At 61.6% G+C, this 14318-nt stretch carries 14 protein-coding genes; 8 read left to right on the forward strand and 6 right to left on the reverse strand.

Annotated features, from left to right (window positions below):
* Window positions 1-50 precede the first annotated feature (50 nt).
* On the forward strand, window positions 51-452 hold the full coding sequence (cueR, locus tag ACK3CV_RS05935) for a Cu(I)-responsive transcriptional regulator (RefSeq protein ID WP_033637368.1): 402 nt from the start codon (window positions 51-53) through the stop codon (window positions 450-452).
* Here cueR and ACK3CV_RS05940 read toward each other — a convergent pair.
* The 3 genes from ACK3CV_RS05940 to allS all read right to left on the reverse strand — a co-directional run bounded on the left by ACK3CV_RS05940 (window position 449) and on the right by allS (window position 2805).
* Complete coding sequence (locus ACK3CV_RS05940) at window positions 449-910, reverse strand: NfeD family protein (protein WP_489009814.1); 462 nt, start codon at window positions 908-910, stop codon at window positions 449-451. The two genes, cueR and ACK3CV_RS05940, sit on opposite strands and share 4 nt — an antisense overlap.
* A gap of 2 nt (window positions 911-912) precedes the next feature.
* Window positions 913-1818 (reverse strand): SPFH domain-containing protein, encoded by a 906-nt coding sequence (locus ACK3CV_RS05945; RefSeq protein WP_004940203.1) that lies wholly within the window; start codon window positions 1816-1818, stop codon window positions 913-915.
* Between the two features lie 72 nt (window positions 1819-1890).
* Complete coding sequence (gene allS, locus ACK3CV_RS05950; RefSeq protein WP_033637370.1) at window positions 1891-2805, reverse strand: HTH-type transcriptional activator AllS; 915 nt, start codon at window positions 2803-2805, stop codon at window positions 1891-1893.
* A gap of 353 nt (window positions 2806-3158) precedes the next feature.
* Here allS and ACK3CV_RS05955 point away from each other — a divergent pair, with 353 nt between their 5' ends.
* From ACK3CV_RS05955 to ACK3CV_RS05985, 7 genes are all read left to right on the forward strand, one after another.
* Complete coding sequence (locus ACK3CV_RS05955; RefSeq protein WP_033653231.1) at window positions 3159-3644, forward strand: ureidoglycolate lyase; 486 nt, start codon at window positions 3159-3161, stop codon at window positions 3642-3644.
* 70 nt (window positions 3645-3714) lie between these two features.
* Window positions 3715-4530: an HTH-type transcriptional repressor AllR gene (gene allR / locus ACK3CV_RS05960; RefSeq protein WP_015376892.1), complete on the forward strand. Its 816-nt coding sequence runs from the start codon at window positions 3715-3717 to the stop codon at window positions 4528-4530.
* 119 nt (window positions 4531-4649) lie between these two features.
* Window positions 4650-6431, forward strand: coding sequence for a glyoxylate carboligase (gene gcl / locus ACK3CV_RS05965; RefSeq protein WP_164141154.1), 1782 nt, complete (start codon window positions 4650-4652; stop codon window positions 6429-6431).
* An 11-nt stretch (window positions 6432-6442) separates the two neighbouring features.
* Complete coding sequence (gene hyi / locus ACK3CV_RS05970) at window positions 6443-7222, forward strand: hydroxypyruvate isomerase (RefSeq protein WP_164141152.1); 780 nt, start codon at window positions 6443-6445, stop codon at window positions 7220-7222.
* Window positions 7223-7232: 10 nt separating this feature from the next.
* Window positions 7233-8114: a 2-hydroxy-3-oxopropionate reductase gene (gene glxR / locus ACK3CV_RS05975; protein WP_164141150.1), complete on the forward strand. Its 882-nt coding sequence runs from the start codon at window positions 7233-7235 to the stop codon at window positions 8112-8114.
* 254 nt (window positions 8115-8368) lie between these two features.
* Window positions 8369-9622, forward strand: coding sequence for an MFS transporter (locus tag ACK3CV_RS05980; RefSeq protein ID WP_223915619.1), 1254 nt, complete (start codon window positions 8369-8371; stop codon window positions 9620-9622).
* Between the two features lie 128 nt (window positions 9623-9750).
* Window positions 9751-10893 (forward strand): glycerate kinase, encoded by a 1143-nt coding sequence (locus ACK3CV_RS05985; RefSeq protein ID WP_164141148.1) that lies wholly within the window; start codon window positions 9751-9753, stop codon window positions 10891-10893.
* 53 nt (window positions 10894-10946) lie between these two features.
* On the opposite strand, the gene allE is transcribed toward ACK3CV_RS05985, so the two are convergent.
* From allE to allC, 3 genes are read right to left on the reverse strand one after another with little or no spacing between them, the layout of a single operon-like run.
* Window positions 10947-11732: a (S)-ureidoglycine aminohydrolase gene (gene allE / locus ACK3CV_RS05990; protein ID WP_033637377.1), complete on the reverse strand. Its 786-nt coding sequence runs from the start codon at window positions 11730-11732 to the stop codon at window positions 10947-10949.
* A 57-nt stretch (window positions 11733-11789) separates the two neighbouring features.
* Window positions 11790-13049, reverse strand: a complete 1260-nt coding sequence (locus ACK3CV_RS05995; RefSeq protein ID WP_033653227.1) for an MFS transporter — start codon at window positions 13047-13049, stop codon at window positions 11790-11792.
* A complete protein-coding gene (gene allC / locus ACK3CV_RS06000; RefSeq protein ID WP_060426379.1) occupies window positions 13046-14293 on the reverse strand; it encodes an allantoate deiminase in 1248 nt (415 codons plus the stop codon). The genes ACK3CV_RS05995 and allC overlap by 4 nt, the downstream gene beginning before the upstream one ends.
* Window positions 14294-14318: the final 25 nt, after the last annotated feature.

Here is a 14318-nt window from a genome sequence, read left to right on the forward strand (position 1 = left end):
CTAAGAATGGAGCTTAAACCTTCCAGCAAGGGTAAGGTCAAGGAGGGAAAATGAATATTAGCGACGTCGCGAAAAAAACCGGGTTAACCAGCAAAACGATTCGTTTTTATGAAGAGAAAGCGCTGATTACCGCCCCGATCCGCAGCGATAACGGTTACCGCCATTATTCCGCCAGGCACGTTGAAGAGCTAACGCTGCTGCGCCAGGCGCGGCAGGTGGGGTTCAACCTGGACGAGTGCCGCGAGCTGGTGGCGTTGTTCAACGATCCGGCCCGACACAGCGCCGACGTGAAGGCGCGCACGCTGCAGAAGGTGGCGGAGATCGACAGGCACATCAGCGAACTGGGCGAAATGCGCCAGCGCCTGGTGACGCTGGCCGACCAATGCCCGGGCGACGAGGGGGCGGAGTGCCCCATCATCAACAACCTGGCGGGATGCTGTCGTTCTAATTAGAGGCCGATGGCGCGGATCACCAGCGTGACCCCTTCCACCGCCACCACTTCCACTTCGGTGCCGGCGGGCAGATCTTCCGCCGCCTGCGCGCGCCAGCTGCTGTCGCCGATATTGATGCGCCCCATGCCGTTGTGCATCGGCTCCGTCAGCGTGGCGCGGGTGCCGATCAACTGGCGGTTGCGCTGGTTGAGCACCGGCGAACCGCCGGATGCGGCCGCCGGGCGCCGGCGCAGCCAGTACCACCACAGGTAGGCGACGACGACGGTCAGGACGGCGAAGATCATGCCCTGCCACGCCCAGGAAAGCGGCGGCAGCAGCCAGATCAGCACGCCGACCAACAGCGCCGCCACGCCGCTCCACAGCAGGTAGCCGCCGGCGCCGAGCATTTCCGCCGCCAGCAACACGCCCCCGAGGGAGAGCCAAAACCACAGCGGATTCGCCGCGATCAGTTCAAGCATGATTATTTGCCTTTGCTTTCTTTCAGCAGCTCGGTAATGCCGCCGATAGAGCCGAGCAGGCTGCTGGCGTCCAGCGGCATCATCACCACCTTGCTGTTGTTGGAGGAACCGATCTTCTGCAGCGCGTCGGTGTATTTCTGCGCCACGAAGTAGTTCACCGCCTGAATGTTGCCGCTGGCGATGGCGTCGGACACCAGCTGGGTGGCGCGCGCCTCGGCCTCGGCGGCGCGTTCACGCGCTTCGGCCTGCAGAAATGCCGACTGGCGTTCGCCCTCGGCCTTCAGGATCTGCGACTGTTTCTCCCCCTCGGCGCGCAGAATGGCCGCCTGACGCACCCCTTCCGCCTCCAGGATGTCGGCGCGCTTGGTCCGTTCGGCCTTCATCTGGGCGTTCATCGAGGCGATCAGTTCCGCCGGTGGCCGCACGTCGCGGATCTCGATACGAGTGATTTTCACCCCCCACGGATTGGTCGCTTCATCGACGATGTGCAGCAGGCGGCTGTTGATGCTGTCGCGCTGTGACAGCATTTCGTCCAGCTCCATCGAGCCGAGCACGGTGCGGAAGTTGGTCATGGTCAGGTTGACGATCGCCTGTTCGAGGTTGCTGACCTCGTAGGCGGCGCGAGCCGGATCGACCACCTGGATAAAGCACACCGCGTCGATGGCGACGTTGGCGTTATCGCGGGAAATCACCTCCTGCGAGGGAATGTCCAGCACCTGTTCCATCATGTTGATTTTACGGCCGATGCGGTCCATGAACGGCACCACCAGGTTCAGGCCCGGCATCAGCGTTTTGGTGTAGCGGCCGAAGCGTTCTACCGTCCATTGGAACCCCTGCGGCACAATTTTGACGCCGGCGAACACCACAATCAGCGCGACGACGATCACGATGGGGATAAAAGTAAGCATGCAAACCTCCTGTCAGACATATGTAAACAGATATTACGTCAGCGCCGGAAAAATGCCTACCGATACCGAGACTTAATCCAGAGCGCCGATCAAACCCGCGATCAGCGGATCCCGCGTCTGGAACAGGTTGATAAGGGTACGCACCGCTTCGCCGCCGCGAGCATCGGACCAGGCCAGCGACAGGGGAGAAGACTGGCGCGGGTATTTGAGCTGTTTGGCCACCAACTCGCCGCTCTCCAGATAAGTTTGGCACAGCCGGCGCGGAAGGAAACCGATCCCGAGACCGCGCAGATGGCACTCCAGCTTGGTGCGCAGATCCGGCACCTTGATTTCATGCTGGCCCGACAGCAGCCAGGCGGTGCGCTTGGCCAAATGGCGTGCGGTATCTTCGACGTTGATCGCGGCGTAAGGGCGCAGCTGCGTTTCGTTCAGCGGATCGGCGGCGGCGGCCAGCGGGTGCGTCGGCGCGATGGCGAACACCCACTCTATTTTGCCCAGCGGCAGCACCTTGATGCTGTTTTCCAGCGATTCGTTGCCCGCCGCGCCGATCGCCAGATGGCAATCCTCATTCAGCAGCGCGTCCCACACGCCCATGTACACTTGGCGGGAAATGTGGAATTGGGTGAACGGGTATTTGTCGTGCAGGTGAGTTAACAGCCCGGCTACGGCGGCGGCGTCGTACAGCAGGTTGTTGATCACGATATTCACCTGATGCTCTACGCCGTCGTTGATTTGCCGCAGCTCGCCCGGCATGGCGTCCAGCCAGGTGTGCCACTGGCGGCAGCGTTCCAGCAAATATTCTCCGGCCGGCGTCAGGTTGACGGTGCGGGTGGTGCGGATAAACAGCTGCGTGCCGATGCTCTCTTCCAGCGTTTTGATGCGGTAGCTGATGGTGGCGGTGGTTTTATGCAGCAATTCTGCCGCGCGCGAGAAACTTTGGCACTCGGCAACCTTGATAAACGAACGAATGGTTTCGTGATCCAGCATGAGGGGTCCTTGGCTGACACCGCCTTTTCGGTTATCGATGAGAAGAATCTACTGATGTTGCGGCGCGATAGGCAGCGGCAAAGCGCAACCCCACGATCCCGGTCACAGAATCACCTGACAGCGATGAACGCGTGCCGCCCCATTTTGCGCGATGATGAATCAGGCGGTTTTTTAATTCATTGATTTAAGGCAACTAATATTGTTCTTCGATCATAAAGTGTGCGGGTGATCTTGTTGTGGAAAAATTTTCCAAAAAAATGCTGTCAAATTCACCACGCGCTGTCTAGAGTGAAGGCGTTGGGTGAAATATCGCCGTTCAATCGTCGTCTGGGTCATGCGCTTGGGAGAATCACATGGATTTAGTCATCGAAGAATTAACGCCGGCGGCCTTTGCGCCTTATGGCGATGTATTGCAGATAGAGGGCTCGCGTTTCTTTCATATCAATGACGGGAAAACCGAGCGTTATCACGATCTCGCCAGGATAGAGGTGTCCGACGGCAACCGGGTGCTGGCCAGCATCAACCGGGCGGAACCCTGCGATCTGCCGATGACCTTTTCCCTGTTGGAAAAGCATCCGCTCTCGTCGCAGGCCTTTGTGCCGATGAACGGCGAACGCTTCGTGGTGATCGTCGCCGAACCGGGCGAAACCATCCCCGTCGGCACCCTGCGCGCCTTTATCACCAACGGCAAACAGGGGATCAACTATCATCGCAATGTCTGGCACCACCCGCTGTTCGCCTATGCGAAGGTCACCGACTTTTTCACCATCGACCGCGCGGGCGCCGACAACTGCGTGGTCAGCCGCTTGCCGGAGCCGTATCGCATAGTTTTGGCATAGCGCTGGCCGCACGCCGCGCTGGGCGTTTATCATAGCGTCACCCATGCCGTCACTGACAAAGGAAGCTTGAATGACCGAATTACGCAGGAAAGGACGACCCGCCACTGAAGCCGGCGCCACCAAAGGAGCGCAGGCGTTGGATCGCGGGCTGGAGATCCTCCAGTACCTGGCCAACGCCGGGGGGAGTTCGTCGGTTTCCGTGCTGTCCGAAAAGCTGGAACTGCCGCTTTCCACCACCTTCAGGTTGTTGAAAGTGCTGGAGAAATCGGAATTCGTCTTTCAGGATCCACAGCTGGGCTGGTGGCATATCGGCATTCAGTCGTTCACCGTCGGTTCCGCTTACATGAACGATCGCGACGTGGTATCGGTGGCTGGGCCGTTCATGCGCCGGCTGATGCTGCTGTCCGGCGAGACCGCCAACCTGGCGATCCGCAACAATTTCGACGCGGTGCTGATTCGCCAATGCGAGTGCCAGGCGATGGTGCGCATGTGCGCGCCGCTGGGCAGCCGTTTGCCGCTGCACGCCTCGGGCGCCGGCAAGGCGCTGCTGTACCCGCTGGCGGAAGAGGAGATGCTGGATCTGATCGTGCGTTCGGGGCTGCAATCCTATACGCCGAAGACGCTGACCAGCGTGAACCTGCTGCGCAAGGATCTGCATCAGTCGCTGGAACAGGGCTACACCATCGACGATGAAGAGCACGCGCTCGGCCTGAACTGCCTGGCTTCGGCGATTTTCGATCGCAACAACAACGTGATCGCCGCCATCTCCATCTCCGGGCCCAGTTCGCGGGTCGGCAAGGAGCGGTTCAAGGAGCTGGGCGAACTGGTGGGTGAAGTGGCCAGAGACATCAGTGCCGCGCTGGGCGAATCGCGCAGCAAGGCGTAAACGTCGCGCGCCGGGCTGAACCGGCGCGGAGCAAGACTCCCCGTTTGATGAGCAAACGGGTTTTTTTGAGCGTAATTTTAAGTTGGAAAAATTTTCCAATAAATTAAGGAGAGCATCACATGGCAATTATGCGAGCGGTAGACGCGGCAATGCACGTGCTGGAAAAAGAAGGGATCACCACCGCGTTCGGCGTGCCCGGCGCGGCGATCAACCCGTTCTACGATGCGATGCGGCGGCACGGCGGCATCAAACACTACCTGGCGCGGCACGTGGAAGGGGCCTCGCACATGGCGGAAGGCTACACCCGCGCCGCCGCCGGCAATATCGGCGTGTGCATCGGCACCTCCGGCCCGGCGGGCACCGACATGATCACCGGCCTTTACTCCGCCTCCGCCGACTCGATCCCGATTCTGTGCATCACCGGCCAGGCGCCGCGTGCGCGTTTGCACAAAGAAGATTTTCAGGCGGTAGACATCGAATCGATCGCCAAGCCGGTGACCAAGATGGCGGTCACCGTGCAGGAGCCGGCGCTGGTGCCGCGTGTGCTGCAGCAGGCGTTCCACCTGATGCGCTCCGGCCGGCCGGGCCCGGTGTTGATCGACCTGCCGTTCGACGTGCAGATGGCGGAGATCGAGTTCGATCCGGACACCTACTCTTCGCTGCCCGCCTATAAGCCGGCGGCCACCCAGATGCAGATCGACAAAGCGCTGGATCTGCTGTGCGCGGCGAAAAAGCCGCTGATCATCGCCGGCGGCGGCATTCACAACGCCGATGCGGCGGATCTGCTGCAGCAGCTGGCGGAGATCTGCAACGTGCCGGTGATCCCGACGCTGATGGGCTGGGGCGCCATTCCGGACGATCACCCGCTGATGGCGGGCATGGCGGGCCTGCAAACCTCGCATCGCTACGGCAACGCCAACCTGCTGGATTCGGATCTGGTGTTCGGCATCGGCAACCGCTGGGCCAACCGCCACACCGGCTCGGTGGACAAGTACACCGCCGGGCGCAAGGTGGTGCACATCGATATCGAGCCGACGCAGATTGGCCGGGTGATCTGCCCGGATCTGGGCATCGTTTCCGACGCGCGCATCGCGCTGCAAATGCTGGTGGACACGGCAAAGCGCCGCTTCGAGCGCGGCGAGTTGCCGAATCGCGACGCCTGGTGCGCCGCCTGTCTGCAGCGCAAGCAAACGCTGCTGCGCAAGACCCACTTCGACAACGTGCCGGTCAAGCCGCAGCGGGTGTATGAAGAGATGAACCGTGCCTTCGGCCGCGACGCCTGCTACGTCACCACCATCGGGCTGTCGCAGATCGCCGCCGCGCAAATGCTGCACGTTTTCGAGCCGCGTCACTGGATCAACGCCGGCCAGGCCGGCCCGCTGGGCTGGACGTTGCCTGCGGCGCTGGGCGTGTGCGCCGCCGATCCGCTGCGCAAGGTGATCGCGCTGTCGGGCGACTATGATTTCCAGTTCATGATCGAAGAGCTGGCGGTCGGCGCGCAGTTCAAGCTGCCCTATATCCACGTGCTGGTGAACAACGCCTACCTGGGGCTGATCCGGCAGGCGCAGCGCGGGTTCGATATGGATTACTGCGTGCAGCTGTCGTTTGAAAACATCAACAATGCGGAGATTGGCGAGTATGGCGTCGATCACGTCAAGGTGGCGGAAGGGCTGGGCTGCAAGGCGCTGAGGGTGTTCAAACCGGAAGAGATCGCGCCGGCGTTCCGTCAGGCCCAGGAACTGATGCAGCAGCACCGGGTGCCGGTGGTGGTGGAAATCATCCTGGAGCGCGTCACCAATATTTCCATGGGCACCGAGCTGGATAACGTCAACGAGTTCGAACCGGTGGCGGCAACGCCGGAAGACGCGCCGACCTCGGTCAACTTCTTTGTTTATCGTTGAGGAGCCTTACCATGCCGAAATTTTCAGCCAACCTGTCCATGCTGTTCACCGAAGTCGATTTCATGCAGCGCTTCCGCCGGGCGAAGGAGCAGGGCTTCAGCGCGGTGGAATACATGTTTCCCTATGACTACCCGATCGCCGCGCTGCGCAGCGAACTGGAGGCGCATCGCCTGAGCCAGGTGCTGTTCAACCTGCCGGCCGGCGACTGGGCGGCGGGCGAACGGGGCATCGCCTGCTTGCCGGGGCGCGAAGCGGAGTTCCGCGACGGCGTCGGGCGCGCGATCGAGTATGCGCAGGCGCTGGGCTGCGATCGCATCAACTGCCTGATCGGCAATTCGGATCCCGCCGTCGGCCGCCACGCCACCGACGAACGGGTGAAAGAGAACCTGAGCTACGCCGCCGACACCCTGGCGCGGCAGAATATCCGCCTGCTGATCGAACCGATCAACCGCTACGACATGCCGCAGTTCTACCTGCAAACCTCCCGGCAGGCGATCGAACTGATCGAAACGATCGGCAGCCCCAACCTGTATCTGCAGTACGACCTTTACCACATGCAGCGCATGGAGGGAGAGCTGACGCAGACCCTTGAGCGCCTGCTGGCGAAGATCGACCACGTTCAGGTCGCCGACAACCCGGGGCGGCACGAGCCGGGCACCGGCGAAATCAACTGCGAGTTTATCTTCGCGCAGCTGGATCGCATGGGTTACCGCGGCTGGATCGGCTGTGAATACAAACCGCTCACCACCACGGAAAGCGGCCTGTCATGGATTAAAAAATACCTGTCTTGAGGAGATGAAAATGAAAGTGGGATTTATCGGTCTGGGCATCATGGGCGCGCCGATGGCGGAAAAGCTGCTGGCGGGCGGGCACACGCTTTACGCCCATACCCGGCATCAGGTGCCGGCGGTGCTGTTGCAGCAAGGGGCCATCGCCTGCGGCGATCCGCAGCAGGTGGCGGATGAGGCGGACGTGATCTTTATCATGGTGCCGGATACGCCGCAGGTGGAGGAGGTGCTGTTCGGTGAACGCGGCTGCGCCGCCGGCAAGCTGAACGGCAAAGTGGTGGTGGACATGAGCTCCATTTCACCGCTGGAGACCAAGCGGTTCGCGCAGCGCATCAACCAGCTGGGCGCCCAGTATCTGGACGCACCGGTTTCCGGCGGCGAAGTGGGCGCCAAACAGGGCACGCTGACCATCATGGTGGGGGGCGAGGAAGCGACCTTCGAACGGGTGCAGCCGCTGCTGGCGCTGATGGGCAAGAACATCACGCTGATCGGCGGCAACGGCGACGGGCAAACCTGCAAGGTCGCCAACCAGATCATCGTGGCGTTGACCATCGAAGCGGTCTCCGAGGCGCTGGTGTTCGCCTCGCGCGCCGGCGCCGATCCGGCCCGGGTGCGCGAAGCCCTGATGGGCGGTTTCGCCTCGTCGCGCATTCTGGAGGTGCACGGTGAGCGGATGATCAAGCGGGCGTTCGCGCCAGGGTTCCGCATCTCGCTGCACCAGAAGGATCTTAATCTGGCGCTGCAGGGCGCGAAGGCGCTGGCGCTCAGCCTGCCGAATACCGCCACCTGCCAGGAGTTGTTCAACGTCTGCGCCGCCAATGGCGACGGCGAACTGGATCATTCCGCGCTGGTGCGGGCGCTGGAAATCATGGGCAACCACCGGGTGGCCGGCTAAGAGCACCCCCGGCATTTGATTTGCCGGCTTATCGTTAGAATCAGAGATGTTCGACATTAATAACGCCCTCTTTATGATAAATAAAGAGGGTCCCCGCCAATCCAATAAAAAATGATTCAGCACAATAAAAAGTAAAAAGCAGGATGCCAACCGAGGAGACACTGAATATGGCAACCGATAATGCTGTTATTGATAAAGATATTCTTACCGCCCCTGACAAAAACCGTTTATATCGAAAAATCGCCTGGCGCATTATGCCAATTTTATTAGTGAGCTATATCGTCGGTTATCTCGATCGGGTTGGCATTTCGTTTTCGAAATTTCAAATGATGCCCGATATTCTGAACGGCAATGTCTCGATGGCCGAAGCCGTTTACGGGCTGGGCGCCGGGGTGTTTTTCATCGGCTATATCATCGCCGGGGTACCCAGTAATATTCTGCTGAGCCGCTACGGCGCCAGAAAGATCATCGCGCTGCTGATGGTGGTGTGGGGGGCGATTTCGATGCTGAGCATCTTTATCACCAACCCCTGGCAATTCTACCTGGCGCGTTTCCTGCTGGGGCTGGCGGAGGCCGGCTTCTACCCCGGCGTGATCCTCTATCTGACGCTGTGGTTCCCGTCCAGCCAGCGCGCCAAGATGACCGCGCTGTTCGTGTGCGGTATCCCGGTCAGCAACATCATCGGCGGCCCGCTGTGCGGGTGGATCATCGAGCACATGAACGGCCTGATGAATCTCTCCGGCTGGCAGTGGCTGTTCTTTATCAGCGGCCCGCGCGCGCTGCTGATCGCCATCGTCATCTTCTGTTTCCTGGATAACACCTATCAGAGCGCCAAGTGGCTCAGCCCGCAGGAGAAGGCGCTGATCAAAGAGGATATGGCGCAGAGCGCGCCGCGCCAGGGTGCCGCCGGCGGGCAGGAGTGGACGATGAAAAGCATGCTGAGATCGTCCGCGTTCACCAAAATGTGGCTGATTTGCTTCTGCACCGTGATGGGCCAGGGCGGGCTGGCGTTTTGGGTGCCGACCATCATTCGCGACACCGGCGTGACCTCGGTGATGGATATCGGCCTGCTGACCATGCTGCCGTACATGCTGGCGGTGGTGGCGATGCTGGCGGCCGCGCGCAGTTCGGACAAGCATCGCGAGCGGCGCTGGCACATCATCGTGCCGTTCTGCATCGCCGCGGTGTCGCTGATCTTCATCGGCCTGTTCCCGGACAACAAGCACGTGGTGATGGCGGCGCTGTGCGTGGCGGTGGCGTCGAGCCTGGTGCCCTCGCCGCTGTTCTGGAGCCTGCCGAACGCCATCTTTACCGGCACCTGCGCCGCGGCGGGCATTGCGCTCATCAATTCCATCGCCAACATCGGCGGTTTTATTTCGCCTTATATCATCGGCTATTTCAAACAGCTGACCCACAGCAATTTGGCGGCGATGTGCGTCTTGTCGACGATGATGATACTGGGGGCGATATTAACCTACAGCGTGCCGGCGAAATGGGTCAATAAATAACGCTTCCCTTCATCTTCATTAAATAGTCGGCAACAGTTTTATTTTATTTCGCCATGCATTTCTCATCTGATTATTTCAGCGGGGGAAGGCATGGCCATTTTTATTTCGTCTCGAATAAAGGAGGCAGCATGAAAATTGTTATTGCACCGGATTCATTTAAAGAAAGCGTCAGCGCAGAACGGGCGGCGCGGGCGATCGCGCGCGGCTTCCACGAGGTTTATCCCGATGCCGAGTGCGTCTGCCTGCCGATCGCCGACGGCGGCGAAGGCACGGTGGACGCGCTGGTGGCCGCCACCGGCGGGCGCAAGGTGACGGTATCGGCGACGGGGCCGCTGGGGGAACGGGTGGCGGCGTTTTACGGCATCAGCGGCGACGGCAAGACGGCGCTGATCGAAATGGCGGCGGCCAGCGGATTGATGCTGACGCCGGCGGCGCGCCGTAACCCGCTGCTGGCGACCAGCTACGGCACCGGTGAACTGATCCGGCATGCGTTGGATCAGGGCATTCGCCACCTGATCCTCGGCATCGGCGGCAGCGCCACGGTGGATGGCGGCGTCGGCATGGTGCAGGCGCTGGGCGGGCGCTTCTACCGCCCGGACGGCAAGGCGCTGCCGTGGGGCGGCGGCGACCTGGCGACGCTGAGCGGCATCGATCTCTCCGCGCTGGACGCACGCCTGCGGCAGTGCCGGATCGAGGTCGCCTGCGACGTAGACAATCCGCTGGTGGGGCCGCGCGGCGCGGCGGCGGTGTTCGGGCCGCAGAAGGGTGCGACGGCGGCGATGGTGGCGCAGTTGGAACAGGGCCTGACGCAGTATGCTGAGGTGATCCGCCAGAGTACCGGTCACGACGTGCGGCACGTCGCCGGCGGCGGGGCGGCGGGTGGCATGGGGATCGCCTGCCAGGTGTTTCTCGGCGCAACGCTGAAGCCGGGTATCGAGATCGTGATGGCGGCGCTGGGCCTGGAGCAGGCGCTGGCGGAGGCCGATCTGCTGATCACCGGCGAAGGGCGCATCGACAGCCAAACGCTGGGCGGCAAGGCGCTGTCCGGCGTCGCCCGTCTGGCGCGGGCGCGCGGTTTGCCGGTCATCGCGCTGGCCGGCGTGGTGGAGGAAGGGGCGGAGGCGCTGCACGCGCAGGGAATAGACGCGATGTTCAGCATTCTGCCGCGCCTGAGTGCGCTGGAGGCCGCGCTGTCGCAAGGGGAGCTCAACCTGCAGCGCAGCGCCGCCAACGTCGCCCGCGCGATGCGCATCGGCCGGCGATTGGGATAAAAAAGAAGGCCACGCTGCGCGAGCAGGTGGCCTTGGTTTTGGCGGCGAAGCGCTTACGGCTCGACGTCGCGGTTGCAGTCCTTGGAGTAGATGTAGCTGAAGGTTTCCTGGCCCACCGCATAGCCCGCCTGCTGCACATAGGCACCCATGAAGATATAGTCGCCTTGCTTCACCGGCATCCATTCATTGTCCAGGTTGTACACACCGGCGCCGCTGAGAATGTAGGCGCCATGCTCCTGCACGTGGGTCTCGATGTAGCCGTGGCTGGCGCCGGGGGCGAAGGAGAGGATGTGCATATTCATGTCGAAGCCCAGATCTTTCGGCAGCAGATCCTGCAGGATCACCTCGCTCATGCCTTCGTAGTGGATCTTTTCCAGGTTGGCGACGTTGTTGCTGACCACGTGCGCCTCGTAACCCTTGATGCGCTGGTAGCGGCGCTTGTAGAGGAACAGGCGGCTGGATTGGCCGCCGTTGGCGTTTTCCAGCCGCAGGGTGACGCCCGCCGGGCAGTAAAGATAGCCGCCGGCGGTCAGCGGGTAGTCGGTGGCGTCGGCGGAAGCGGTGATGGCGCCGTCGATGACGTACACGAAGGTTTCGATCTCTTCGCCGCCAAAGCCTTTGGTGTTGCGGCCGCAGTCGTGCAGCGTTACCAGATAATCGACGAAGGTGGCGCCCAGTTTCGGCGTCGACAAGATGGTGACGTCGCAGTTTTCAAAACCGGGAATGACGTTGCGCACCAGGCCGTTCGGCGGGATCAGCGCATAGTTGCCGCGTTTGATGATGGCGCGCGTTGACAGAATGTCGGTTGGATATCCGGTTTGATTGTTGAAGTAACCCACGTTGATTCTCCTGATCGTTGAAAGGGCGCCGCGGCGGCGCCCGGTAAAAAAGCGCCGTCAGGCCTCGGTGGCCGTTCGGGTTGGCGTAGTGCGTTTCATCAAGACGTTGACGGTGAAGAAAATGGCGGTGCCCACCAGCAGGATGGCGGCGGAGATGTAAAACCCCATCACCTTGGAGCCGGTGCTGTCGGAGATCACGCCGGTCAGGAAGGGGGCGATCACCGACGAGGACATGCCGAAGAAGTTGAACACGCCGAAGCTGGTGCCATAGCCTTTCTTCGGCGCGTTGTCGGCGACGAAGGAGATCATGATCGGATCGACCGCCAGCTTGCCCAGCAACCCGTACAGGATCAGGCTGATCAGCAGCATGGTGGAGTCCGGCGAAATGACGGTGCAAACCAGCATCACCGCCGCGCACAGCTCGAGGAAAATGATCAGCTGCACCTTCTTGTTGCGGAAACGGTCGGACATGCGGCTGAAGAACAGCGCGCCCGGCACCGACGCGAACGCCACCAGGGCGGAGGAGAAGCCGATGGCCACCCCTTCAAAGCCGCGCTCTTGCTGCAGGAACGAGGGCAGCCAGGTGACTATCATGTAGTAGCCGTAGCAGGTGGCGAAGTACATCGCGTAGGCGGAGATCATGCGCAGGCTGAACAGGCCGCTGGGCTGGCCGTCCTCCTCGGGCTCGGCAGCCGTCGGCGCAACGGTCTGGCTGACGGCCGCCGCGGCTTGAGGCTGCGAGCCTTTGATGACCACGGCGAACACCAGCGTCATCACTACCAGCAGGCCGGTGATGATGAACAGCATGATCTGCCAGTTCATGTTGAAGCTTTTCACCAGCAGGCTGGAGGCGATCAGGCCGATGGCCATGCCGAGCGCCGAGCCGCTGTTGATCACCGCGGTTGCCAGGCCACGGCGTTCCAGCGGGATATTCTCCGACGACAGGGAGTAGGCCGAGCCGTAGTAAGAGCCGCAGCCCATGCCCGCCAGCAGGCTGCCGGCATAGACCATGGTCAGGCTGGTGGCGTTGCCGATCAGCAGCGTGGCGATGATGAACAGGCAGAAGCCCGGGATCAGCACCACCTTCTTGCCGAATTTGTCCACCAGGATGCCTGCCGGGATCTGCATCCCGGTGTAGGCGAAAAAGTAGAAGCTGGCGATCAGCCCCATTTCCGCATTGGAGTGCGCGCCGATGGTTTGTTGGATCTCGGGGAAGATCGGCGTCAGGACGGTGCGATAGATCCAGATCACCGCCCAGCCCAGACAGAGCACGACGACGATCTTTTTCCAGTAGCGCGGGTCGATGTCGTTGCTCATGCCTCGGCCCCCTGTTCGGTGTAGGCCAGCTGATACAGCGTCTGCGCCAGGATTTTCACCCCTTCGTTTAAATCGGCGACGGCGGTTTTTTCCGCCGGGTTATGGCTGATGCCGGCGATGCTCGGCACGAACATCATCACCGTCGGCACGCGCGGGGCGAAGATTTGCGAGTCGTGTCCGGCGCCGCTGTGCATCATGCGGTAATTCAGCCGCTGCGTTTCGCACAGGCGGCTGACGCAGGCCACCAGCTGTTCGTTCATCGGGATCGGCGCTTCGTCCATCCACAGATCGATCTCGGCCTCGATGCCCATCTCGGCGCAGATGCGCTGGATATCCTGCTCGATCTCCTGCGTGAAGCGCAGCAGCGCGGCCTGATCGGTGTGGCGGCAGTCGAGGGTGAAGTGGGTGAAGCCCGGCACCACGTTGACGGTGTTCGGCTTCGGCTCCACCTTGCCGAAGGTCAGCACCAGCGGATCGCCCTCGGCGCGCGCCTTGGCGATCGATTCGCAGCAGATGCGGCTGAAGGCGTGCACGGTATCCCGGCGGTAGCTCATCGGGGTGGTGCCGGCGTGGTTGGCTTCGCCCTGCAGCCGCACGTCATAACGCCGTTGGCCAACGATGCTGGTCACCACGCCGATGGTTTTGCCTTCGGTTTCCAGCACCTTGCCCTGCTCGATGTGGATCTCGACGAAGGCCGCGATGTCGCTGCGCAGCGGCTGATGCGGCGGGGGGAAATCGAAACCGGCATCGTGCATGGCGTTGACGAAGCCGACCCCTTTGGCGTCCGTAATGTGCTGCACGTCTTCCCGCCGGGCCAGGCCGACGATGTTCTTGCTGCCCCAGAATACATAAGGGAAGCGGCTGCCTTCTTCTTCCGCCAGTGCGATGACTTCCAGGCTGCGCAGCGGCGGGCCGTAGGTGTCTTTGAGGTGTTTGATCGCCATGAAGGCGGCTTCGATACCGAACTGGCCGTCGAGGTTGCCGCCGTTGACCACCGTGTCGATGTGCGAACCGGAGAGAATCACCTGGTCGGGGTATTTGCTTCCCTCCAGCCGGCCGAACAGGTTGCCGACCGCATCAAAATGGGCGCTCAGCCCGGCGGCCTCGAAGGTGGTTTTCAGCGCGTGCTGCGCTTCGATCCATTCCGGGGTATAAAGCAGACGCGTCATGCCGCCGCTGGGGTCGGCGCCGATTTTCGATAACCAGCCGGAAATATCACGGATTTCTTGTTGGAAGTCTTTCATGTTTACCTGCCCGCATGTTGTGTCT

The sequence above is a fragment of the Serratia sp. TSO36 genome (genome assembly GCF_057808395.1).